The organism is Acrocarpospora sp. B8E8, assembly GCF_039871605.1.
In the GTDB taxonomy this organism is placed as follows: Bacteria; Actinomycetota; Actinomycetes; order Streptosporangiales; family Streptosporangiaceae; genus Acrocarpospora; species Acrocarpospora macrocephala.
Genome location: NZ_JBDPLV010000003.1, coordinates 53162 through 76158, shown reverse-complemented (window position 1 = coordinate 76158; position 22997 = coordinate 53162). Strand labels below are relative to the sequence as shown.

At 71.3% G+C, this 22997-nt stretch carries 23 protein-coding genes; 18 read left to right on the top strand and 5 right to left on the bottom strand.

The genetic code is table 11. From position 1 onward, the window contains the following. Positions 1–14 precede the first annotated feature (14 nt). Genes ABGB08_RS04450 through ABGB08_RS04385 form a run of 14 tightly spaced genes read left to right on the top strand, consistent with a single transcriptional unit; the run spans position 15 to position 13869 of the window. Positions 15–2216, top strand: a complete 2202-nt coding sequence (locus tag ABGB08_RS04450) for a beta-ketoacyl-[acyl-carrier-protein] synthase family protein (protein ID WP_347586538.1) — start codon at positions 15–17, stop codon at positions 2214–2216. Next, positions 2213–2935: a nitroreductase family protein gene (locus ABGB08_RS04445; protein WP_155360223.1), complete on the top strand. Its 723-nt coding sequence runs from the start codon at positions 2213–2215 to the stop codon at positions 2933–2935. The genes ABGB08_RS04450 and ABGB08_RS04445 overlap by 4 nt, the downstream gene beginning before the upstream one ends. Beyond that, positions 2932–4161 (top strand): FAD-dependent oxidoreductase, encoded by a 1230-nt coding sequence (locus ABGB08_RS04440; RefSeq protein ID WP_347586535.1) that lies wholly within the window; start codon positions 2932–2934, stop codon positions 4159–4161. The genes ABGB08_RS04445 and ABGB08_RS04440 overlap by 4 nt, the downstream gene beginning before the upstream one ends. After that, positions 4158–5027, top strand: coding sequence for an alpha/beta hydrolase (locus ABGB08_RS04435; protein WP_347586533.1), 870 nt, complete (start codon positions 4158–4160; stop codon positions 5025–5027). Before ABGB08_RS04440 ends, ABGB08_RS04435 begins: the two co-directional genes overlap by 4 nt. Then, positions 5027–5932 carry an ACP S-malonyltransferase gene (locus tag ABGB08_RS04430; protein WP_347586530.1) on the top strand — a complete coding sequence of 302 codons (906 nt, stop codon included), beginning with the start codon at positions 5027–5029 and terminating at the stop codon, positions 5930–5932. The genes ABGB08_RS04435 and ABGB08_RS04430 overlap by 1 nt, the downstream gene beginning before the upstream one ends. Continuing rightward, positions 5929–6339 (top strand): phosphopantetheinyl transferase, encoded by a 411-nt coding sequence (locus tag ABGB08_RS04425; protein WP_347586528.1) that lies wholly within the window; start codon positions 5929–5931, stop codon positions 6337–6339. The genes ABGB08_RS04430 and ABGB08_RS04425 overlap by 4 nt, the downstream gene beginning before the upstream one ends. Next, positions 6339–7172 (top strand): ester cyclase, encoded by an 834-nt coding sequence (locus tag ABGB08_RS04420; protein WP_347586526.1) that lies wholly within the window; start codon positions 6339–6341, stop codon positions 7170–7172. The genes ABGB08_RS04425 and ABGB08_RS04420 overlap by 1 nt, the downstream gene beginning before the upstream one ends. A gap of 11 nt (positions 7173–7183) precedes the next feature. Beyond that, positions 7184–7969: an alpha/beta fold hydrolase gene (locus tag ABGB08_RS04415; protein ID WP_347586524.1), complete on the top strand. Its 786-nt coding sequence runs from the start codon at positions 7184–7186 to the stop codon at positions 7967–7969. Next, positions 7966–8430 carry a 4'-phosphopantetheinyl transferase superfamily protein gene (locus tag ABGB08_RS04410; protein ID WP_347586522.1) on the top strand — a complete coding sequence of 155 codons (465 nt, stop codon included), beginning with the start codon at positions 7966–7968 and terminating at the stop codon, positions 8428–8430. Before ABGB08_RS04415 ends, ABGB08_RS04410 begins: the two co-directional genes overlap by 4 nt. Then, positions 8430–9602 (top strand): right-handed parallel beta-helix repeat-containing protein, encoded by a 1173-nt coding sequence (locus ABGB08_RS04405; protein ID WP_347586520.1) that lies wholly within the window; start codon positions 8430–8432, stop codon positions 9600–9602. Before ABGB08_RS04410 ends, ABGB08_RS04405 begins: the two co-directional genes overlap by 1 nt. Next, positions 9599–10537, top strand: coding sequence for an ABC transporter ATP-binding protein (locus ABGB08_RS04400; RefSeq protein ID WP_347586518.1), 939 nt, complete (start codon positions 9599–9601; stop codon positions 10535–10537). Before ABGB08_RS04405 ends, ABGB08_RS04400 begins: the two co-directional genes overlap by 4 nt. Before the next feature lies 1 nt (position 10538). Further along, positions 10539–11717: an ABC transporter permease gene (locus ABGB08_RS04395; RefSeq protein WP_347586516.1), complete on the top strand. Its 1179-nt coding sequence runs from the start codon at positions 10539–10541 to the stop codon at positions 11715–11717. Further along, positions 11714–12856 (top strand): ABC transporter permease, encoded by a 1143-nt coding sequence (locus tag ABGB08_RS04390; RefSeq protein WP_347586514.1) that lies wholly within the window; start codon positions 11714–11716, stop codon positions 12854–12856. Before ABGB08_RS04395 ends, ABGB08_RS04390 begins: the two co-directional genes overlap by 4 nt. Before the next feature lie 11 nt (positions 12857–12867). Beyond that, a complete protein-coding gene (locus ABGB08_RS04385; protein ID WP_347586512.1) occupies positions 12868–13869 on the top strand; it encodes a hypothetical protein in 1002 nt (333 codons plus the stop codon). Positions 13870–13906: 37 nt separating this feature from the next. Here ABGB08_RS04385 and ABGB08_RS04380 read toward each other — a convergent pair whose 3' ends face one another. From ABGB08_RS04380 to ABGB08_RS04370, 3 genes are read right to left on the bottom strand one after another with little or no spacing between them, the layout of a single operon-like run. Further along, on the bottom strand, positions 13907–15073 hold the full coding sequence (locus ABGB08_RS04380) for a cysteine desulfurase family protein (protein ID WP_347586510.1): 1167 nt from the start codon (positions 15071–15073) through the stop codon (positions 13907–13909). Position 15074: 1 nt separating this feature from the next. Beyond that, the gene (locus ABGB08_RS04375; protein WP_347586508.1) at positions 15075–15965 is read right to left on the bottom strand and encodes an LPD16 domain-containing protein; all 891 of its coding nucleotides are present in this window, start codon (positions 15963–15965) and stop codon (positions 15075–15077) included. Continuing rightward, on the bottom strand, positions 15962–17311 hold the full coding sequence (locus ABGB08_RS04370; RefSeq protein ID WP_347586506.1) for a condensation domain-containing protein: 1350 nt from the start codon (positions 17309–17311) through the stop codon (positions 15962–15964). Before ABGB08_RS04370 ends, ABGB08_RS04375 begins: the two co-directional genes overlap by 4 nt. A 186-nt stretch (positions 17312–17497) precedes the next feature. Between ABGB08_RS04370 and ABGB08_RS04365 the strand changes: the two genes are divergently transcribed. The 3 genes from ABGB08_RS04365 to ABGB08_RS04355 are packed head-to-tail and all read left to right on the top strand — an operon-like array spanning position 17498 to position 20544. Then, positions 17498–17752 (top strand): phosphopantetheine-binding protein, encoded by a 255-nt coding sequence (locus ABGB08_RS04365; RefSeq protein WP_347586504.1) that lies wholly within the window; start codon positions 17498–17500, stop codon positions 17750–17752. A gap of 3 nt (positions 17753–17755) precedes the next feature. Beyond that, positions 17756–19342, top strand: coding sequence for an acyl-CoA ligase (AMP-forming), exosortase A system-associated (locus ABGB08_RS04360; protein ID WP_347586502.1), 1587 nt, complete (start codon positions 17756–17758; stop codon positions 19340–19342). Then, positions 19342–20544: a pyridoxal-dependent decarboxylase, exosortase A system-associated gene (locus ABGB08_RS04355; RefSeq protein ID WP_347586500.1), complete on the top strand. Its 1203-nt coding sequence runs from the start codon at positions 19342–19344 to the stop codon at positions 20542–20544. The genes ABGB08_RS04360 and ABGB08_RS04355 overlap by 1 nt, the downstream gene beginning before the upstream one ends. Here ABGB08_RS04355 and ABGB08_RS04350 read toward each other — a convergent pair whose 3' ends face one another. Both ABGB08_RS04350 and ABGB08_RS04345 read right to left on the bottom strand, forming a co-directional pair. After that, on the bottom strand, positions 20545–21915 hold the full coding sequence (locus ABGB08_RS04350) for a condensation domain-containing protein (protein WP_347586498.1): 1371 nt from the start codon (positions 21913–21915) through the stop codon (positions 20545–20547). Positions 21916–21923: 8 nt separating this feature from the next. After that, on the bottom strand, positions 21924–22502 hold the full coding sequence (locus ABGB08_RS04345; RefSeq protein ID WP_347586496.1) for a hypothetical protein: 579 nt from the start codon (positions 22500–22502) through the stop codon (positions 21924–21926). Between the two features lie 21 nt (positions 22503–22523). On the opposite strand from ABGB08_RS04345, the gene ABGB08_RS04340 reads away from it, so the two are divergent. Further along, positions 22524–22877, top strand: coding sequence for a hypothetical protein (locus tag ABGB08_RS04340; protein WP_347586494.1), 354 nt, complete (start codon positions 22524–22526; stop codon positions 22875–22877). Positions 22878–22997 lie beyond the last annotated feature (120 nt).

Below are 22997 nucleotides of genomic sequence, written 5' to 3'. Positions count from 1 at the left end.
GTAAGGAGACCAGCATGGCGCTGCGGCCCGTCGTCGTCACCGGCCTTGGAGTCATCTGTGCCATCGGCCGCGACCCCGCCGAATTCTGGCACCGGCTCACCACCGGCCAGGGGGGCCTCACCCCCATCCAGGACCCGGCCTTCGCGGTCTTCGAGGCCAGGTACGCCGGCCAGGTCCCGGACGAGTGGATCAACCGGCAACTGCCCGAGTCCGACGCCGCCCTGGACCGCACCGCCAGGCTGGCCCTGATCGCGGCCCGCCAGGCGGTCGCCCAGGCGGGGCTGACCAGCATCGACGCCGCCCGGTTCGGGATGATCCTCGGCAAATGCCAGGCCACCCCGGACGCGGCCGGCCACTACCAGCCCATGCACCGCACCCAGGACGTGCTCGCCGACCGGCTGGGCCTGCGCGGCCCGCGCATCCTGGTGTCGACGGCCTGCGCGGCCGGCGGCAACGCGGTCGGCCTGGCCAAGGACAAGATCCTCACCGGCGCGGCCGACGCCGTCCTCGCCGGCGGCGTCGACCCGCTGCTGTTCGGCACCTACGCCGGCTTCGCCGGGCTCAAGGCCCTGAGCACCGGACCCTGCCGTCCCTACAGCCACTCCGACGGCTTGAACCTCGGCGAGGGGGCCGCGTTCCTGCTGCTGGAGCCGCTGGATCTGGCCCTGGCCCGGGGCGCGGTGCCGCTGGCCGAGGTCGCCGGGTACGGCCTGTCGGCCGACGCCTACCACGCCACCGCCCCCGACCCCACCGGCCGGGGCGGCACGTCCGCGATGCGGCGGGCGCTCGCCGACGCCGGACTGACCACCGGCGACGTCGGCTACGTCAGCGGGCACGGCACCGGCACCCCGGCCAACGACGCGATGGAGGCCAAGGTCATGCGCACGGTCTTCGGGCCGCGCGCCGGGCAGGTGCCGACCAGCAGCATCAAGTCGTTCGTCGGCCACACCCTGGGCGCGGCCGGCGCGGTCGAGGCGGTCGCCGCGGTGCTCGCCCTGCGGGACGGCATCGCGCCGCCCACGATCGGCTTCGCGGCGGATGCCGTACCGGGTGATTTGGACTTCGTGCCGAACGTGGCGCGGAAGCTTCCGATCGACACGGTGGTGTCCAACAACTACGCGTTCGGCGGGAACAACGTCTCGCTGATCCTGACCACGCCCGGCCCGGACCGGGCGTACGAGGAGTTGCCCCAGCGGGAGGCCGTTATCACCGGGCTCGGGCCGGTCAGCGGGCTGGGGGTCGGGATCGCCGAGACCACCGAGGCGATCCTGGCCGGGCGGCAGGCGCTCGGCGCGCGGCCATCCCTGGAGGGCAGGACGTTCGCGCCCCGCTCGCTCTGGCGGCACATGAACAACCTGTCCAGGATGGCGATCGCGGCCTCCCGGCTGAGCTGGGAGGACGCGGGGCTGAAGCTGCCGCGCAAGGAGCTCGACGACGTCGGTCTGGTGTTCGCCACCGGCGCCGGGTCGGCCGAGAGCACCGGCGGGTTCGACGACAGCATCGCGGTCAACCCCAACAAACCGGCCGTGCTGAGCTTCTCCAACGTGGTGCTGAACGCCACCGGCGGCGCGGTCTGCCAGACCCTCGGGCTGCGCGGGCCGACCACGACGATCTGCAACGGCGGGGCGTCGGCGTCGATCGCGCTGGACTGCGCGCTGGAGATGATCAGAGCGGGCAAGGCGGACGTCGTCCTGGTGGTGGCCGCGGACGAGCATGTCGGGGCGGTGCCCGAGGGCGCGTTCGTGTCGCCGTACGACCGAGATTCGGGCAGCGTGCCCGGATCCGCGGCGGTGGCGTTCGTGGTGGAGGCGGCCGAGCACTGCGCGGCGCGGGGCGGGACGCCCTACGCGCGGGTGCTGGGCACGAGCCACGCCGACGGGCCCACCTGGGATGAGCGGCCAGAGCTGGTCATCGGCGGCGGCGACGCTGAGGAGGCCGCGTCGGTGCTCGCCGCGCTGCCCGGCGTGCCGCTGACCGCGTCGGCCGGGCTCACCGGCGACTGCCAGGCCGCGACCGGGGCGCTCAACATCGCGCTGGCCGCGCTCGCGATCAGGGACGGGGTCGCCCCCGCGCTGACCGGTCTGACCACTCCGGCGGCGGGCGGGCTGGCGGACTACCTGAGCAAACCGAACCTGCCGGAACCGCCCGGGCGGGCGCTCGTGCTCAGCTCCGCGCCGGGATCGGTGCGCGGCGCGGTCCTGCTGGGGGCGGTATGACCCCCTTCGACGTGGGCGAGACGGACAGGCTGCTGACCACGACCCGGTCCGTACGCCGCCGCCTGGATCTGGACCGCCCGGTGCCCAGAGAGATCGTCGAGGAGACGCTGGAGGTCGCCGTCCAGGCGCCCACCGCCAACAACCACCAGAACTGGCGCTGGATGGTGATCAGCGAACCGGCGGTCAAGGAGAAGATCGCCGAGATGACGCTGTCGTCCTGGCTGTTCCACCGCAACGACGTGTGGACCAACGCCGGGCGGCGGCGGAACACGGCGCAGGCGCGCCGCAACAACGAGTCGGTGGTCGTGCTGGCCGAGACGATCGCGCGGGTGCCGATCCTGGTCATCCCGTGCGTGCTCGGCCGCCCGCCGGACACCGAGGCGATCGACGCCGCCTGGCGGGAGCGCATGTCGACCAAGCCGCCGCAGGACCCGGGCCACCACGTCCGGCTCGGCCCGATGCGGGCCAGCATCTTCTACGGCTCGATCTTCCCCGCCATCTGGTCCTTCCAGCTGGCGCTGCGCAGCCGTGGCCTCGGCAGCACGATCACCTGCATGCACGTCCCGCACGAGCGGCAGGTCGGCGAGCTGCTGGGCATCCCGTCCGGGGTCACGCAGGTCTGCATGATCCCGGTCGCCTACACGGTGGGCACCGGGTTCCGCCCGGCCGATCGGGCCAGCGCGAAGGAACGCACGTACTGGGAGAGGTGGGAGGCATGACCGATGTCGTGATCGTCGGAGGTGGCATCGCGGGCGCGTCGGCGGCCTGCAAGCTGTCCGCCGGTGGGCTGGACGTGGTGCTGCTGGAGAAGCAGGCCGCCTACCACGACCTGGTCCGCGGCGAGTGGCTGGCCCCCTGGGGCATCCGCGAGGCGCAGCGGCTCGGCGTGTACGACTGCTTCGGCGCGGGCGGCGGCTGGGAGATCCGGGAGTGGATGACCTGGGACGAGGCGGTCGCCGACGACGAGGTCGAAGCCGTGGACATGACCCGGTTCATCCCCGGCATCGGCGGCCCGATGTCGTTCCCGCACCACGCGGTGTGCGAGCTGATGGCCACCCAGGCCGCCGGTTCCGGCGCCCGCCTGGTGATGGACGCGTCCCGGATCAACGTCACCGCCGGGCGGGAACCCGTCGTCACCTACAAGACCCCCGAGGGCGAGCACGAGATCCGCCCCCGGCTGGTGCTCGGCGCGACCGGACGCGGCTGCACGATCGGGCGGCAGATCGGCGTCACCATGCGCAACTCCATGCACCACTGGGGCGGCGGCATGATGGTCGAGGGCCTGGACTCCTGGCCGGCCGACGTGCAGGCCATGGGCACCGAGGGCGACGTGATGTTCATGGTCTTCCCGCAGGGGTACGGCCGCGCCCGCCTCTACCTGAACTTCCCCGCCGAGAACAAGCTGCGCTACCGGGGCGAGGGCGGCGTCGAACGCTTCCTGGCCGCGTTCGAGCTCGACTGCCTGCCCGACCGCGGCAAGGCCGTCACCGAGGCGATCCCGGCCGGGCCGCTGTCGGTGTGGCCGTCGGTGTCGAGCGTGCCGGAGGGGCCGCCGCTGGCCGAGGGCGTGGTGCTGATCGGCGACGAGGCCGGCAACGCCGACACCGTGCTCGGTACCGGCCTGTCCTGCGCGATGCGCGACTCCCGGACCGTGTGCGACATCCTGCTCGGCTCCGACGACTGGTCGCCGGCGGCGTTCGATCCGTACGTGGCAGAACGCCAGTTCCGGCTGGACCGGCTCGCGTTCGGCGCCGACATCGTCAGCCGGCTGCACGTGGAGTTCGGCGAGGTGGCGGTCGAGCGCCGGCGGCGGGCCCGCCGGTTGATGGCGAAGAACTTCGCCGCCCAGGTCACGGGCCTGCTGAACATGGTGGCCCCCGAGGATGTGCCCGAGTTCGGATTCAGCGAGTTCTTCGCGGAGCGGTTGTTCAGGGAGACGGCATGACTGAGAAGAAGACGGTGCGCGTCAACGACGTCGACATCGCCTACGTCGAGGCGGGCGAGGGCGACCCCGTCATCCTGCTGCACGGCTACCCCGACTCCTCCTACCTGTGGCGGCACCAGATCCCGGCGCTCGCCGAGGGCGGCTTCCGGGTGATCGCGCCGGACCTGCGCGGCTTCGGCGACTCCTCCAAGCCGCAGGAGATCGAGGCGTACGGCATGCAGACGATCGTCAACGACATCGTCGCGCTCACCACCAAGCTCGGCATCCGCCGCCCGCACGTGGTCGGCCATGACTGGGGCGCGGCCATCGCCTGGATGTACGCGTTCCTGATGCCGCGCCGGATCGACCACCTGGCCGTGCTGTCGGTCGGCCACCCGGGGGTGTTCGCGAACCCGTCCATCGAGCAGCGCGCCGCCTCCTGGTACATGCTGCTCTACCAGTTCCCCGGGATCAGCGAGGAGCTGCTGCGCCGCAACGGCTGGCGGCTGTTCAAGGAGATCATGGGCAGGGACGGCGACTACGACCGCTACCTGCGCGACATGGCCCGCCCCGGCGCGCTGACCGCGGGGCTGAACTGGTACCGCGCGAACCGCTCGCCGGAGTCGGAGCTGCGGCCCGCCCGGCCGTTCCCGCCCATCCTGGCCCCGACCCTCGGCATCTGGGGGGCCGGCGACCGGGCGCTCCGCGAGGAGGGCATGCTCGGTTCGGCCAAGTTCGTGAAGGGCCCGTGGCGGTACGAGCGGGTGGAGGACGCCGGTCACTGGATTCCGCTCGATGCCCCCGAGGTGGTCAACAAGCTGCTGCTGGGCTTCCTCGGCACCGAGGACTCCGCGCAGGCCGAGCGACGCCCGCGCCGGCGGCTCTGATGCTCGGCTACCTGTTCCCCGGTCAGGGCACCGTCCGGGTCGGCATGGGCGCCTGGCTGCGCCGCCGGCCGGTCGCCCGGGCCGTGCTCGACGAGGTGGACGAGCTGCTGGCGCGGCCGATCTCGGCGCTGTGTGTGCGGGGGCCGCTGGATCGGCTGGTGGCCACCGAGCACGCGCAGATCGCGGTGACCGCGTGCAATCTGGCGGCGCTGGCCGTACTCGAAGAAGAGGGTTTCGAGCCGGACATCGTGGCCGGTCACAGCGTTGGCGAGCTGGCCGCGCTGCACGCGGCCGGGGTGCTCGGGCGGGCCGACACGGTCCGGCTGGTGGAGACCAGGTCGCGGCTGATGTCGGGGGTCGGCGTCACCGGCGGGATGCGCGCGGTGATGGGCCTGCCGGTCGAGCGGGTCGAGGAATTGGCCGCGCTGGCCGGGACCGCCGAAGAGCCGCTCGTGGTCGGGCTTGAGAACGCGCCGGGACACGTGGTCGTCTCCGGCTCGCCGGCGGCGCTGGACCGGCTGGCCGAGCTGGCCACCGACGCCAGCAAGATCGTGCAGCTGGCGGTGGGCAACGCGTTCCACTCGCCGCTGATGGCCGCGGCCGTGCCGGGATGGGCGGAGGCCGTCCGGGCCGCGCCGATGAGTCCGCCCCGGGTGCCGGTCGTCCCGAACGTCACCGGCAGGCCCACCACCGATCTCGAACTGATCAGGGACTCGCTGATCGCCCAGCTGACCGGCCGGGTCCGCTGGACGGACACCGTCGCGGTGGTGGACGCGCTCGGGCCCGCCGTCGAGGTGGGCGACAGCAAGGTGCTGGCCGGGCTGTCCCGCCGGACCGGCGCGCGTTGCCTGAGCATGGCCGACCCCGGCACGCTGCGCCGCCTGGCCAGGGAGCCGGCGGCATGAACCGCTGGGGTAGCGCCGTGGTCGGCTTCGCCGGGCTCACCCTGCCGCACGACCTGCTGGACGGCATGCGGCTCGAGGACGTCTACACCCCCGCGGAGCGGCTGCGCTCCGGCGCAGGCAGGTCGCTCCAGCACTGGGCCGGCCGGCTGGCCGCCAAGCGCGCCGTCCTGCGCCTGCTCGGGGTGCCGCCGACGGCCGAGCACCTGGCCCAGGTCGAGGTCCTGCCCCAGCCCACCGCCGCCTGCGCCCGTACCGCCGCCTGCAACGACGGCCACCCTCCTTTCGTACGGCTCAGCCCGGCTCTCGCCGCCCGGACCGACCAGCGGATCCGGCTCTCGCTCAGCCACACCTCCGGCCGGGCCCTGGCGATGGCCGTGGCCTCGGCCGGGCTTCCGGAGGACGTGTGATGGACGCCAGGAAGATCGCCGAAGCGCATCTGGAGGCCTGGCGGAACGCCGATCCCGCCGCCGTGGCCGCCGCGGTCACCGGGTTCCAGGATCCCGACACCGCGGGTTCGCTGGCCGGTGACGCGCTGGCCGCGCACGCGGCGGCGGTGCTGGAGCGCTTCAAGAACCTGCGCCTCCAGGTGGAGCAGGTGACCGGCGATGCGGACGCGGCGACCGTCTGGTGGACCATCGAAGGCGACCACCGCGCCACCTACCTGGGCATGCCCGCCGTCGGCCGCGCCGTGCGATTCGCCGGGACCGACCTCGTCACCGCCGACGGGCGGGTCCGGCGCTGCTTCGACCGGCTGGCCGTCGCCGAAGCGCTCGGGTACACGGCCAGGTTCGTGCCCGCCGCCGACGAGGTGCGCGAGTTCGGGGTCAGCGCGCGGGCCGCGAGCAGCCGTACCGACCGGCCCGGCGCGTTCACCCTGACCTGGCTGGAGGTCCGCGACGAGGCGGAGGCGGCCGACGTGGATCTGCTCAGCGTGGAGATCGTCAAAGGGCTGCGGACCTCCAAGGGCTTCCTCGGGGTCGCCACGTTCGACATCGGCGACCGCAAGTACACGCTCACCGCGTTCGACCGGCCGGAGTCGGTGCGCGCCGTGCACGCCCGGCCGCACCAGCGGGCGATGCGCCGATTCTTCAAGGCCGGGCTCTGCACCCGGGCCCTCACCAGCGTCCTGATCCCCGAGGCCATCCGCGAGTACGCCCGCTGCGCCGACTGCGGCACCGTCGTCAAGCACGGCGCCGCCTGCGGCTGTGGGTGGACCCCTGACGACGTCCCCCTACTGTGACTGGAGCAGCGATGACCGTCTTCACCTTCGAGCACGCGCCGGGGGACGGCGACCGGCCGACCGTGGTGTTCATGTCCGCGCTGTTCGCCGGCGGCTGGATCTGGGAGCACCCCTACCAGCACCTGGCGGCGGCCGGCCGGCCGGTGCTCCGCACCCACGAAGCCATCTGCGCCCTGGACCGGCGGGTGGCCGGGTCGATCGAACGGCTCGGCGACGCGCTCCTCGAAACCTGCGACGCGGCCGGCGTGGGCGATGTCATCGTGTGCGCCAACTCGCTCGGCGGGCTGGTCGCGATCGACCTCGCCGGGCGGCACCCCGACCGGGTGCGCGGCATCGCGGTCAGCGGCGCCCCCGGCCTCACCCCCGACCCCGACGTCGGCCTCAGCTTCGACCGGCGAGCCAGCGTGCGGCCGGTCGGCGCGGAGTTCGGCGACCGGATGATGGCCGCGCTGTTCCACGGCGAGGAGCGGTTCTTCACCCAGGAGCAGATGGACGGCGTCGGCACCATGCTGCTGCGGCCCGAGGCGATGGTCAGCATGGCCCGCAGCATCAAGGCCACCCGCCGCTACCAGGTACGGCCCGCGCTGGACAAGGTGCGCTGCCCGTCCGCGTACGTGTGGGGCCGGCACGACCGGATGACCCCCGTCGACCCCTGGCTGGAGCTGCTCGCCGAATACCCCGAGACCGAGGTCGTCGTTGTGGCGGACAGCGGCCACATCCCGATGATCGAGCGGGCCGCCGAGTACACCGCGATCCTGGAGCCGTTCCTGGACCGCTGCGGACGGGTCCCGGCATGACCACGCCGATGATGACGCCGGCCGTCCTGATCGGGGTGGACATCGTCGCGGCCGACCGGCTGGCCAGGGCCGCCGCGCGCGGCGGCGCGACCTTCACCCGCCACCTCACCACCGTCGCCGAGCGCGACCTCGGCCCGGGCACGGCGACGTTCTCGGTCAAGGAGAGCTTCATCAAGGCGGTCGGCGGCCGTCCACCCGGCTTCACCTGGCACGACTTCGAGGCCACGCCGGAACCGCCGCCAGCCTGGACCGGCGAGCTGCTCGACGAGGCGGCGGCCGAGCTCACCGCCGCCACCGGCCTGGCCCTGACCGGCGGCGCCGCCTACACCCTGCGCGGCGCCTGCCGGGACGCCGCCCGCCTGCGCCTGGCCGGCCCGGTGGCGGGCGCGGCCCGCTGGGGGAGCGGCGACGGGCTGCTCGTCTCCCTCGCCGTCGTCTACGTCGACAGGAAGGACGCCTGATGTCCATCGGATCTAACGAGGGGACTGCCGGGTTTGCCCGGCAGGGGAATCGCCTCCCTGATAGTGTTTCCTCGCGCCCTGAAAGGGCGTCGGTCAGGGCTTGGCCGTCGCTGACATCGGCTACCTCAGCTGGGGAAAGCGAGAAGCCGCTCTCTTCAGGGAGCGGAGGAGTCACAACCAGAACGGTCCAGCCCGGCGGTTCGATCCAGGTCGCCCTGGACGAGGCAGGCCCAGGCGCGACGATCCTGCTCACCGCGGGTGAGTACGCGGGCAACGTCTGGATCAGGCACGACGGGGTGACCCTGCGCGGTGAGAGGGCCGTGCTGGTTCCCGGGCCGGTGGTCCGCGCCAGCATACCCAACCTGCACGACGCGGGTGAGGGCGTGGTCTCCGGTATCACGGCGCACGGCGTCCGCGACCTCACCGTCACCGGGCTCACGGTGCGCGGCTTCTCCGGGGCCGGGATCTACGCCCACTCCGTCACCGGCCTCGCCGTCCGGGACGTGACGGTCACCGGCAACGCGGTCTGGGGCGTCTACGTGCGCGAGACCACCGGCTGCGAGGTGCTCCGGTGCCGGGCCTCCGGCAGCCAGTACGCCGGCGTCGCGGTCAGCTTCTGCGCCCGCGGCGAGGCGCTCATCGAGGGCAACGAGACGTTCGGCAACGCGTTCGGCGTGTTCGTCGACAACTCCAGCGGCGTACGGGTGCTGCGCAACACCAGCCACGGCAACGCGATCGGGCTGATGCTGCTCAACCAGACCTACGAGGGGGAGCCGGACGGCGGGGTCCGGGACTGCCTGATCGCCGGCAACGACGTCTACGGCAACGACCTGGCCGCCGGCGGCGAGGACCCCGGCGCGCTGGGCGCGGCGGGCCCGCCGATCTCGGGGGTCGGGATCGCGCTGATCGGCACCGAGCGGGTCAGCGTGGTCGACAACCACATCCACGACAACCACCCCAGCGGCGAGTCCGTGATGGGCGCAGGGTTCGTGATGGGCTCGTCCCAGGGCTGGGGCGGCGACGACGCGGTGGCCAACCACGTCCTCTGGAACCGGGTCACCGGTAACACGCCGCTGGACTACCAGCTCGGCGTAGACCTCGAACTCCAGACCTTCGCCGGCAACGTGGCCGCCAAGGGAGAGCCCGACGAAGTGGCGGGGTGGCGGCCATGACGAATACCCTGACCTGCGAAAATCTCAGCAAGAGCTACGGCGGCGCCGTCGCGGTGGCCGATGTCGGGTTCACCATCGCGCCGGGGGAGGCGTACGGGCTGCTGGGCCCGAACGGCGCCGGCAAGACCACCACGATCTCCATGCTGGTCGGCCTGCTCAAGCCCGACACCGGGACGGTCGTGGTCGGCGGCACCGACCTGGCGACCGACCCGATGGCGGCCAAGGCGAAGATCGGCTACGTCCCGCAGGAGATCGCCCTCTACCCGGACCTGACCGGCCGGGAGAACCTGCGCTTCTTCGGCCGCCTGTTCGGCCTCCCGCGCAAATCGCTGCGCGGGCGCGTCGAGGAGGTGCTCGACCTGGTCGGCCTCGCCGACCGCGCCGACGCCAAGCTCGACACCTACTCCGGTGGCATGAAGCGGCGCATCAACATCGGCGCCGCCCTGCTGCACCGCCCCGAGCTGCTCATCCTGGACGAGCCCACGGTCGGCGTCGACCCGCAGAGCCGCAAGGCCATCCTGGACGGCGTCGAACGCCTGGTCGCCGACGGCATGGCCCTGCTCTACACCTCGCACTACATGGAGGAGGTCGAGCGGATCTGCCACCGGGTCGCCATCATCGACCACGGCGCCATCGTCGCCGAGGGCACCCGCCACGAGCTGGTCGAGCTGGTCGGCGGCGCGGACCGGATCGAGCTCACCCTGGACGGTGACGTCGAGACCGCGATCGCGAAACTCCGCGGCGTGGGCGGCGTCACCGAAGCGGCCCGCACTGCGGCCGGGTCGGTCCGGCTGATCGCCGAAGGCGGCCGGTACCTGCTGCCCGCGATCATCTCCACCGTCGACGGCATCGCCACCGTCACCGCCGTCGAGGTCGTCGAACCCGACCTCGAGGCCACCTTCCTGCACCTCACCGGCAGCACGCTCAGGGACTGACATGTTGCGACCGCTGCTCACCGTGAGCGCCCTGGAGCTCCGCACCCGGGTGCGGGATCGGACCGCCCTGGTCATCGCGATCATCGTGCCGGTGGCCATGGCCACCCTGTTCGGGGTGGCGCTCGGCGGCGACGACCCGCCGCTGCGGGCCACCGTGGGCTTCGTCGACCTGGACGGCGGCGAGTTCCCGGCCGGCGTCCGCCGCGAGGTCATGGCGTCGACCGAGCTCGACGGCGTGCTGACGCTGCGCGACCTGCCCGGCCGCGAGCAGGCCCAGACCGCCCTGGACGCCGGCGACATCGGGGCCGCGATCGTGTTCCCGAAGGGGTTCAGCGCGAGCGTCGGCGCGGGCGAGGGCGGCCAGGTCGGCGTGCTGACCTCGGCTGATTCGCCGCTGGCCGGAGTGGTCGCGAACGCGGTCGTGGACCGGATCTCGTCCCTGGTGCGGGCCCGCACGCTCGCGGTCCGCGCCTCCCTGGACGCGGGCATCCCCGCCGCCGAGGTCAAGGAGTTCGTGGAGCGCAACGGCGCGGCCGGACCCGCCCTGACCCTGGAGAACGACCCGATGGCTGGCGGCAAGGTGGACCTGTCGGTCTACTACGGCGCCGGCATGGCCGCGCTGTTCGCCTTCTTCGTGGTCGGCGCGTCCTTCCGCAGCCTGCTGATCGAACGCAAGCAGGGCACCCTGGACCGGATGCGGGCCGGGCCGATCCACGCCTGGGTCCCGATCGCCGGCAAGGCCGTCGTCGGGTTCGCGCTCGCCATGGTCAGCGTCTGCGTCACCTGGGCCTCCTCGGTGCTGATCTTCGGCTCCACCTGGGGCGATCCGGTGGCCGTGTTCACCCTCCTGCTCGCGCACGTGCTGGCCGCCACCGCGATCACCATGCTGGTCGCCAGCCGGGCCAGGACCGACGCCCAGGCGGACGGAGTGATCATGGTGATCTCGTTCGTGGCCGCGTTCTTCGGCGGCAGCCTGGTCCCGCTCTACAACCTGCCCGACGTGCTCCAGAAGATCGCCCTGTTCACCCCGAACGCCTGGACCACCACCGGGCTGACCGGCCTGGCCGGCTCCGGCGCGGGTCTTGCCTCGGTGGCCGCGCCGATCGGCGTCCTGTGCGCGATCGCCGTGGCCGCCTTCGGGCTCGCCGCGATGGGCTTCAGGAAGGGACTACTCGGATGAGACCGCACCCCGTCCTGGCGCTCGTCGCCGCCAACCTGCGCCGCCACTCCCGCGACCGGGTCGGCCTGTTCTTCATCGTGGTGATGCCGTTCGTCAGCATCATCTTCGTCGGCATGGCGCTGGGCGGCGGCACCGCCGCGTCCCGGCTGCCGGTCGGCGTGGTCGCCCAGGGCTCCGATCCGGTGGCCGCCGCCGTCCTGACGGAACTGCGCGCGCACCCCGACCTGGAGATCACCGCCGTCGCCGGCAAGGAAGAGCTGCGGGCCGGCGTCCGGGAGGGCTCGCTGGCCGCCGGGCTCGTCATCCCGCCGGGCTCGACCAGGTTCGAGCTGGTCATGACCCAGTCCAACGGCAGCGGCATGGCCGCCCGCAGCGCCGTCGACGTCGCCGTCGGCAAGGTCGCGGCCGTCCTCGAGGCCACCCGCGCCGCCACGTCGGCCGGCGCGACCCCGGCCGAGGCCGCCGCGCTGGTACGGAAGGCGCAGGACGCCTCGGCCGACGTCGAAGTGGTCAACTCCGACACCGCGTCCGGCACCCCGCGCGGGTTCGCCTACACCGCCCCGGCCAACCTGCTGCTGTTCACGTTCATCAACTCCATGGCCGTCGCCGCCGCGCTCGCCGAGAGCCGCCGCATCGGCATGCTGCAGCGGGCCTTCACCGCCCCGGTGCGGCGCGGCGCCGTCCTGTTCGGCGAGGCGCTCAGCCGGTTCCTTGTGGCCGCCGCCCAGGCCGTGCTGATCATGGTGGTGAGCTCGCTGCTGTTCGGCGTCTCCTGGGGCGAGCCGCTCGGCGTCGCCGTCGTCGTCGGGGTGTTCGCGCTGGTCTCCACCGGCGCCGCGATCCTGATGGGCAGCCTGGTGCGCTCGTCCGCGCAGCCGTCCGCGATCGGGCCGCCGCTCGGCATCGTGCTCGGCATGCTCGGCGGCTGCCTGTGGCCCAGCGAGGCCGCCGGCGACGTGCTCAACGCCATCGGCCGCCTCTTCCCGCACGCCTGGGGAATGGACGCCCTGCTGACCCTGTCCCGGCCCGGCACCGGGCTCGGCGACGTGCTGCTCGACGTCGCCGTACTGGCCCTGATGGCCGCCGCCCTGCTGAGCCTGTCCCTCGTCCTGTTCAGCCGACGCACGAGAACCCTCTGAGGAGACAGTCCATGAAGAATTCGACCACCACGTGGCTTGCCGATTCCGTCCGCGCCGGGGGCGCCCACGTCACCGGTGTCTACCGCTACGCGACCAGGAACGGCGCCATCGACGCGCTCGACGTGGCCGCCGTCGAGCTCGGCATCGGGATGCGCGAGCTGAACGAGGCGGTGGACCAGCTCGTCGAGAGCCGCCTGTTACGCGCCGTGGACGGTGCGGCCCGCCGGTTCATTCCGGTGGACCCGCAGGTCGCGGCGAACGCGCTGGTCTCCTCGGTGGAGCGGGAGATCTACCAGCGGCGGGAGTTGATCGACCAGATCCGGGAGCGGATCGACGTGTTCCGAGAAGACTACGGCGGACCTGCCGCGGCGCCGTCGCAGATCGAGTATCTGGTCGGGTCGCTGGAGGTGCGGGGCTTTCTCAAGATGGCGGGCGACGCGTGCCGTACCGAGGTGCTGGTCCTGCAGTCCAGCGAGGATGACGCCGAGGAGCTGGCGCAGGCGTACCTGCCGCTGCTCTCGCGCGGCGTCACCGTGCGGATCATCTGCCAGCACCGGAACCGGGCCGACCTGTCCACCCGGATGAAGCTGAAGCAGCTCACCGACGCGGGCGCCGCGATCGGCACGGTCAGCCACATCCCGCGCTCGGCGGTCGTCTTCGACCGGTCGCTGGTCGTGCTGTTCGGCCTGGCCGATGGGGAGACCAATGTGGCGCGGGTGCACCACGACGGCATCGTGCGGTTCCTGCTCGACCTGTTCGACCACCTGTGGGACACCGCGATGCCGCTGGAGGGCGCCGAGTCCGGCTACGCGAACGTGGCCGACGACCTGCGGCAGGCCATCGCCGGGTTGATGGCGAAGGGTTACACCGATGAGGTGGTGGCCCGCAAGCTCGGCATGTCGGTACGGAGCTGCCGCCGGCACATCGCCACCCTGATGCGGGACCTGGATGCCACCAGCAGGTTCCAGGCGGGGGTGCAGGCGGCCAGAAAGTTCCTGGCCAGCGGCGCGTGAGGAGGGGTCCGCCGTAGTTCCGGCGGGCCCCGCGTCTTCAGAGGACAGCGCCGTGCATCGCCACCACGACGTCGGCGAGGCCATGGGCCCGGTCGCAGACCAGGTCCAGTCCCCTGACCAGTTCCTCGGCCGTCATGCTGGGGCTCAGGCACATTCTGATGGAGCTGTTGGCGTCCTCGGCGCTCACCCCGATCGCGGTGAGCACCGGCGAGGGCTCCTGGGAGTCGGAGTTGCACGCCGAGCCGGTGGACAGCGCCACCGACGGCAGGCTCGCGACCAGGCTCTCGCCGCGCACCCCCGGCAGCACCAGGTTCAGCACGTGCGGGACGCCGGCCCGCGGGTGCCCGTTGATCCGCAGGCCGGGGATGCGGCGGGTGAGCAGCTCCATCGCGATCGAGCGCAGCAGCGCGACCTTCTTCCTGTCCTCCTCCATCCGGGCGGCGGCCAGCTGGCAGGCCTTGCCGAGGCCGACCACCAGGTGGGTGGGGATGGTGCCGCTGCGCAGGTCGTACTGGCCGCCGCCGTGGATGATCGGGCGGATCCGGCGGCGGATCTCCGGGCGGACGTAGAGGACGCCGATGCCCTTCGGGCCGCCGATCTTGTGGGCGGACACGGCCAGCGTGTCGACGGCCGTGCCGGTCACGTCGATCGGGATCCGGCCCGCCGCCGGGGCGGCGTCGACGTGCAGCAGCGCGCCGCTCTCGTGGCAGAGCGCGGCCATCTCGCGGACCGGCTGGATCGTGCCGATCTCGCTGTTCACCCAGGCCACCGTGGCTATCCGGGTGTCGAAGTCGAGCCGGTTGGCGAACTGGGGGAGGTCGACCACGCCGTCGGCCCGGACCGCCATGGTCCGGATGTCGACGCCGCGCTCGCGCAGCGCCCGGGCGATCGACAGCGACGACTTGTGGTCGGTGGGGCAGAACACCGCGTTGACCGGGGCGCGGTCGCCGTGCGCGAACGCGCCGAGCAGCGCGATGTTGTTGCTCTCGGTCGCACCCGAGGTGAACACGATGCTCGCCGGCTCCGCGCCGAGGAGTCCGGCGACCGACTCGGTGGCCGCGTCCACCGCCCGGCGGGCCCGCTTGCCCAGCAGGTGCGGGGAGGACGGGTTGCCGAACTCCTCCCGCAGGTACGGCAGCATCGCGTCGAGCACGGCCTCGTCCACCCGGGTGGTGGCGCAGTTGTCCAGGTAAATGACGTCCATCTCAGCTCCGGAAGGTGCTGACGGTCACCAGTTTTGAGTAGATCTCGTCGGTGGACATCTCGCCGCTGCCGCCCGGGTCGGCGATCACGACGACCATGCCGGTGAGCCGGTAGAGGCTGAGCGCGATCTCCACTCCGGTGCGCACCGGGGACAGGCACTCGCCCGGGGCGAAGATCACGATGGTCCGGTAGCCGGCCAGGTACACCTCCGAGATCATCTCGGTGATCTCGCCGGCGCAGCCGGTGATGCCGCAGCTGATCAGCGTGCGGTAGTTGCCTGCCTCGTCAAGGAACGCGACCTCGGTGTCCTTCGCGCCGGACTCCAGCACGCGCTTTTCCAGCTTGCCCTGCTTGACGAACTTGTCGGCGGCCTTCTGGAAGCGGTACTTGAGCCACGTCTCCGGGAACGCCAGCGCGTGCTTGCGGCTGGGCAGCACGCTGCCCGCGTCCAGACCCGCCTCGCGCAGGACCTGCTGGTAGCCGTCCGGCAGCTCGGTGAAGCTTTCGAAGAACTCGGCGCGGAGCTGGCTGGCGGGGCGGCCGCCGGTGGGGACGTACTGCCAGTCGTTGATCAGCAGCAGCAGCTTGGCGTCGTTGACGAGTTCCGCGTACGACGTGATCAGGTCGACGGACAGCTGCCAGGTGTATTTCGGGAAGATCCCGACCCGGCCCGCGATCCGGTCGCGCATCGTGCCGGAGGACTGCTCCTCCAGGACGCCGGGGACGAGCTTGCCGGTGCCTTCCTCCTCGAACAGCATGAAATGGCCGCCCATGACGACGAGCTCGTCCAGGGCGGCCGACGCGAGTTCGCGGTCGATGGCGGCGCGGAGCTCCTGCTCCGAACCGACGAGCTGCTGGGACTTGGTTATGGTCTCTGCGAACACTTCACTCATGATCGGACTCCGGTCGTCGGGTCGGTCTGCTGGCTGGGCGGAGGTGCTGGGGGGAAGCCGGCCAGCGCGGCGATGTCGCTGGTCCGCAGGCCGTCCGGGGTCGCGTCGTAGGTGAGGATCGCGGTTTCCATGGCGCGCAGGAAGCGCTCGATGGTGTCCGCCTCCATGACCGAGGACGCGGCGCTCAGCGCGATCACGACGGCGTCCTTCCACTCGTCGATCCGGACGTAGGTGTCGGCGCCGTGATCTTCCGATGGCGCCTGCCAGGTGACCCGGCTGCGCCGCGCGCGGGACTCGCGGCTGGTCTGCTTGATGAAGTTGAACTCCGACGCCAGCCGCGCGCCCTTCTTGGCCAGCAGCTCGACGACCTTGTCGTACGGGACGTAGGAGTGCGCCCGCGCCTGCTCGAATCGGTCGGCGACCCGGGCCAGTAGCTCGGCGAAACTCGGGTCGTCCGTTACGTCGACGCGCATGAGCAGCGGGGAGAACATGCAGGTCAGGACCGTCGCGTACGGGCCGGTCTCGCGGTTGCCCGTGAACGTCAGGTGGTCGAAGGACGGGCCGCCGGTGTAGGCGGCCATCAGCGCCGTGTAGGCCGCCAGGTGCACCTGCGACGGCCACACCCGGTGGCGGGCCGCGATCCTGCGCGAGGCGGCCAGCAAGGCTGGGGAGACCAGCGTCGCCCGCCGGGTCTCCGGGGGCCCGTCGGGCCTGCGGCGGTCGGCGAACGCGTCCGCCCGCATGGTCTCGATCTCCTTCTCCCAGTAGGCCAGCGCCGGGCCCGGGTCCAGGGTCGCCTCGTACCGGATGAGATCGGATGGGCGGTGCCGGACTGGTTCGATCGCGGCGGGCCGGCGGGCCACCAGGGCAGCGCAGTTCAGCCGCAGCTCGCGCTTGAGCTCACGGACCGTCCACATGTCCACCGCGAGATGGTTCAGGACCAGCACGATCCGCCGGGGCTCGCCTGCGGTGGTGCTGATGGCGGTCCGGATCGGCAGGTCCGCGGCGATGTCGAACTCGGCGCGGCCGAGTTGGTCCACGACCTCGGCCGGCATGGGTGTGCCGTCCTTCTCGGTGGTCATGACGATGAGGGGACACGGGGCCGGTGGGAGCACCACCCGGTACGGGTCGCCGTCGGGGTCGACGTGGTAGGTGGTGCGCAGGGTCTCGTGGCGGCGGACCAGCTGGTTGAGGATCGCCCGGCAGTTCTGGATCGTCAGACCGGATGGAATCTCTAGATTCAGAATGATGTGTGTATCGTGGCGAGCGTGTGGTGGCAGTTCGTGATAGCGGAGCCAGATATAACGCTGGCCCCAGCCGAGATTCGCGTTCTTCGCACCGGACATCCCGGCCTCCCACGGTTGAACAGTCCAGCCCACTCAGGCTAAATGAGAATAAGGTCGCCGTACCGGGTTGGCGCTGGCATATTGTCTTCGGGTAAAAGCTGCCAGAGTTCTTGCTTGACACCTGTCGCGGAATTCAACGACTCTGAAACGAGGTAATTCAGCGCAGGTATTGTGAGGAGACCCCTGATGGAAATACCTCACGAGTTCCAGGCCATTCTTCGCCGGCATCTGCCGTATGCCGAGCCGGGTGAGCTGACCCCCGGCGACGAGCTCACGGCGCTCGGGCTGGATTCGATGGGGGTCGTGCAGTTGCTGGTCGATCTGGAGGACGGGTACGGCCTCGAACTGCCTGACGACATCCTCGATGAGGAGACGTTCGCGACGGTGGGGTCGCTGTGGGCGGCGCTGGCGGTGCTGCTGGAGTCAGAGCGGGTCGGCTGAGCCATGCTTACGCGATTCGAGGACCTGCTGCGGTTCGGGGGCGCTGAGCATGTGGCTGTCACGTACAAGGACGTGACTCTTACCTATGGTGAGCTGCGTGATCGGGTCGCGCGGGCGGCTGAGGGGTTGCGGGGGCTGGAGCCTGGCGCTCGGGTCGCGATATATGCGGAGAAGCGGCTTGAAATGGTCGTGGCGATGTTCGCGGTGGCCGCGGCTGGTGGGGTTTTTGTCCCGATAAATCCGCTTTTTAAGGCTCGGCAGGTTGAGTATGTGATCGAGGACTGTGGCGCCGCGCTGCTGATCACTACTCCTGAGCGGGGTCGCACGCTGAGCGGTTCGGTGCGCACGCTGCTGGTCGGAGACTTGGGCACGAGCCTCCCTGACCAGGCCGGAGCGACCGCCGCGGCTGTTCCGGCCGCCTCCACGACCACCGATCTGGTCGCCTCCGCCAGCACCGATCCGGTCGCCTCCGCCAGCACCGATCCGGTCGCCTCCGCCAGCACCGATCTGGCCGCCTCCACCAGCACCGATCCCGATATTTCGGGTATCGCGGCCATTCTCTACACGTCTGGTAGCACTGGCCCGCCGAAGGGCGTCGTGCTGAGTCACGGCAATCTGCTCGCGGGCGCGGAGAGCGTCGCCGGCTACCTCGGTCACACCTCCGGCGATGTGGTGCTCGCGGCGCTGCCGTTGAGTTTCGACGCGGGCTTGAGCCAGCTCACCACGTCTTTCCTGGTCGGAGCTCAGGTGGTGCTGGTCAACTACCTGCTGCCCCGCGACGTCGTCCGGCTCTGCGCCCAGCATGGGGTGACGGCGCTGACCTGCGTGCCGCCGCTGTGGGCGCAACTCGCGACGCAGCGGTGGCCGGCCGAGGCGACGCGGAGCCTGCGGTATTTCGCCAACACCGGCGGGCGGCTGCCCAAGACCACGCTGGCCTGGCTGCGCGAGACGTTCCCGCAGGCCGAGCCCTTTCTGATGTACGGCCTGACCGAGGCGTTCCGATCCACGTACCTGGACCCCGCGGAGATCGACCGCCGGCCCGGGTCGATCGGCAAGGCGATCCCGAACGCGGAGGTGCTCGTCGTGCGGGCGGATGGTTCGGCGTGCGACCCGGGCGAGGAAGGGGAGATCGTGCATCGGGGGGCGCTGGTGTCGCTCGGCTACTGGAACGACCCGGTCCGTACTGCGGAGAGGTTCCGGCCGTTTCCTCCTGGTGCCGATGAGATCGCCGTGTGGTCGGGCGACGTCGCGTACCGGGACGAAGAGGGGTTCATCTACTTCGTCGGGCGTACCGATGACATGATCAAAACGTCCGGGTATCGGCTGAGCCCGACCGAGGTGGAGGAGGCCGCGTACGCGACCGGCCTGGTCACCGAGGCCGTCGCCGTCGGCGTACCGGACGAGGACCTGGGGGAGCACGTGGTGCTCCACGTGGTGCTCACCGCCGCGGCTCCGGACGAGCTGCGCGCAGCGCTCGAACGCGATCTGCCCCGGTACATGGTGCCGCGCCGGATCGTGGTCGCCACCGCGCTGCCCCGGTCCGGAAACGGCAAGTTCGATCGCGCCGAGATCCGCCGGAGGGCGACCTGATGACCTGGGAAGGCCGCCGCGACGGGCACCTGACCGTCGGGGGAATCCCAGTCGAGCGGCTCGCCGCCCGGGTCGGGAGCACGCCGTTCTTCGCCTACGACCGCGACCTCGTCACCCGCAGGGTCGCCGCCGTTCGCGCCGTCCTGCCGGACGGAATCCAGCTGAGTTACGCGGTCAAGGCGAACCCGATGCCCGCGCTGTTGCAGCATGTGAGCGGGCTGGTCGACGGCTTCGACGTCGCATCGGCGCAGGAGATGCGGCATGCGCTCGACACGTCGACGCCTGCCGAGCGGATCAGTTTCGCCGGGCCAGGCAAGACCGTCGAAGAGCTGTCCCAGGCGATCGCGGCCGGCGTGACCGTGGAGCTGGAATCGGAGACCGAACTGGCCAGGGTGCGCGGGATCAGCGCCGCCACTGGGGTTCAGGCGCGAGTCGCGCTGCGGGTGAATCCCGATTTCACCGTACGAGGCTCGGGGATGCGCCTGGGCGGCGGGCCGCAGCAGTTCGGGATCGACGCGGAATGTGTGCCCGAGGTGCTCGCCGGGTTGGGCGATGACGTCGATTTCCAGGGGTTTCACGTGTTCGCGGGTTCGCAGAACCTGCGCGCCGACAGCATCTGCGAGGCGCAGGACCGCACCGTGGACCTGATTCTCGAACTCGCCGCCGCGTCGCCGCCGGTTCGGTACCTCAATCTCGGCGGCGGGTTCGGCATCCCGTACTCGCGCCGCGACCATCCCCTCGACCTGGACCCGATCGGCGACAATCTGGCGCGGCTCATGCGCGAGCGCATCAAGCCCCACCTGCCGCAGGCCCGCGTCGTCATCGAGCTCGGGCGCTATCTCGTCGGCGAGGCCGGCGTGTACATCACGCGGGTCGTCGACCGGAAGGAATCTCGGGGGACGACTTTCGTGGTCGTGGACGGTGGCCTGCATCACCAGCTGGCGGCGTCCGGGAACTTCGGGCAGGTGATCCGGCGCAACTATCCGATGGCCGTGGCCAACCGCCTGGGCGAGCCCCTGGACGCGCCGGTCAACGTGGTCGGCTGCCTGTGCACACCGCTCGACCTGCTCGGCGACCGAGTGGAACTCCCGCGAATCGAGATCGGCGATCTGATCGTCCTGTTCCAGGCCGGCGCGTACGGCCTGACGGCGAGCCCGGCGGCGTTTCTCAGCCATCCGGCGCCGGTCGAAGTGCTCGTGTGATCATTCCGGCCGGGGGACCACCGCGGGGAACAGGGACGGCGCCAGGGTTTTGTGGTCGGTGTTCCACAGGTCCTTGAGGCTGGTCTCCGGGTCGGTCGCGGCGACCTGGACGCCGAGCGCGATCACGCGCAGCATGTCCGCCATGCCCTCGGCCGGGATGATCGTCGGGTCGGCGAGCATCAGGATGCTGGTCCGGCCGTTGAACACCGACACCCTGACCCGGAACGGCTGGCCGTACTGCTGGGCCAGGGGCGTCCACAGGAGCTCGGCCGGGGTCTTGGCGACGGGGTCGGACGGCTGGCGGTCGAGCTGCACGTAGTTGAACCAGCAGCGGAACAGCTGGTTCACCCAGCAGTCGTGGGTCAGTTCGTCGCCGCGCTGCGCCGCGGCCTCCGCCGCCAGCGCGGCGATGCGGTCGAAGTCATAGGACGAGTAGCGGTACGCCCTGGTCCCGGCCCAGTGCAGGCGCTTGACGTGCTCGCCCAGCGACGACCCAGGGTCGACCGCCGCGACGACCGGGATGAGCTGGTTCATCGTGCCGATCACGTGGTGGTGCTCCGGCGCGAACCGGTTGGAGGCCATCAGGCTCATCGTCACCGTGTCGGTGTTGGTGTGCCGGGCCAGACCGGCCGCGACCAGCGCCATCACCACCGCGGGCGGCGTGACGCCGAGCCTTCTGGCGGCCAGCGCGGCCAGCCCGCCGAGGCGGTGCGAGTGCAGGGTCGCCTCGATGCGGTTGCGCTTCACCCGGGCCGGCAGGGTCGGCAGCGGGTCGGCCAGGACGTCGCCGAGGGTGCGCCGCCAGTACCGCTCGGACGCCTCCTTGCGTTCCCGCCACAGCTCGGTCCGCTGCTCGCGGGCCAGCTCGCTCGGCGTCGGCCCGAGTTCTGCGTCCGCTTCCGGGTCGGCGACCAGGGCGCGGAACTGGTCGGTCAGGTGGTTGATCGACCACACGTCCAGGATCAGGTGCGAGAAGGACAGCGCCAGGAACACCGGCGACCCGTCGGTGGTGACCAGCTGCCCGCGCCAGCACAGGCCGCCCTCCATCGGGAACGGCACGGCGCAGAGCGCGTCCTTGGTGTCCTCCGGGTCCTGCCGGTCGGGGACCACCCGGTCCACCCGCTCGATCGGCGGCTCCGCCGATTCGTGCACGCGCTGCACCGGCTGCCCGTCCACCACGTGGTAGGTGGTGCGCAGCGCCTCGTGCCGGTCCATCAGCGCGCGCAGCGCGTTCTCGACCCGGGCCAGCGGGAGCCCCCGCAGGTCCCAGACGGTGGGGAGGTTCGCGTCCTGCATCCAGTCGTCCGGATACCGTGCGATCTCGCGCCAGCTGAAAAGCTGTCCGTGGCTGAGGGGGGCGTCGGCGGGCATCGATTCTCCTAGCGAGTAGTTTCCGCCGGGTCCTGGCGCGGCTCCCGCCGCCCCAGCCACATCACGGCGATGGCGACGGTGACCGCCGTCTCGAACATGGTCCCGAGCGTGACCAGGCTCGCCACATCGGGATGGATCAGCGGCAATCCCCGCCGGTCCTGCATCAGGCTGAACGCGATCAGGCCGGCGTACGTCCCGGCGACGGTCCACGTGAGCCGCACTCTGACCTGAGCAGACCACACCCAGTCGGTACGGCGGGCCAGCGGCCGGAGCACCGCCGCGCACAGCACGACCACCGGCAGCGCCTGCATCACCAGAAACAGCGTGAAATTTCCGCCGATAGCGAGTGCGCCCGCGCCCCCGGCCAGGGCGACCAATGAACCCCACCGAATCGCCGACACCGGCTCCGGCTCGGCCCGCCGCGCCCCGACCAGCAGCACGACGACCACCAACTCGACCACCCAGGCGGCCACCACGACCGGCTCGATCCCGAGGCCCAGGACCAGCACGCTCTCCACGACCAGCCCCACCCCGGCCAGGCTGGCCCAGATCAGCGCGGATCGGATGGACGCGAGGCCCGCGGTCATGGCACCGGCGAACCCAAGGAGGTGACCTGGACTAAACGAACCTCGTGCGACTACGTCGTCAACGGCTGGCTGGTCGAGATGGGCGTGGGCGAGATGCCGGAGGGACTGCTGCGCGACCCGGAGCTGCGGGGGCTCTCCTGCGAGGCGGTCTACGACCGCATCACCGGGGACCTGCGACGGTTGCGAAAGCTCTCGGCCGGGGTGATGCGGATGTTCGTCGACGCCTGGAGGCTGCCACCGTGGCAGCAGGTGCTCTTCCACCCGATCGGCGACATCGGCCGGATCGAAAATAGGGGTTGCCATTCTGGAGTCCGGCGCGTTCTGCTGGTCGCTCATCCCGGCCTCTGCTCCAAAGAGATGAATTTCGCGAAATAGCGCGTATTCGATTTCGGCCAATAATAGCGTGTCGTACCAGCATCTGAGCTCGCCCCCCGCGATGTCAAGGCGCTACCACGGGGTGGCGATGACAGCTAGCTACTGGCAACAAGGTGCCAG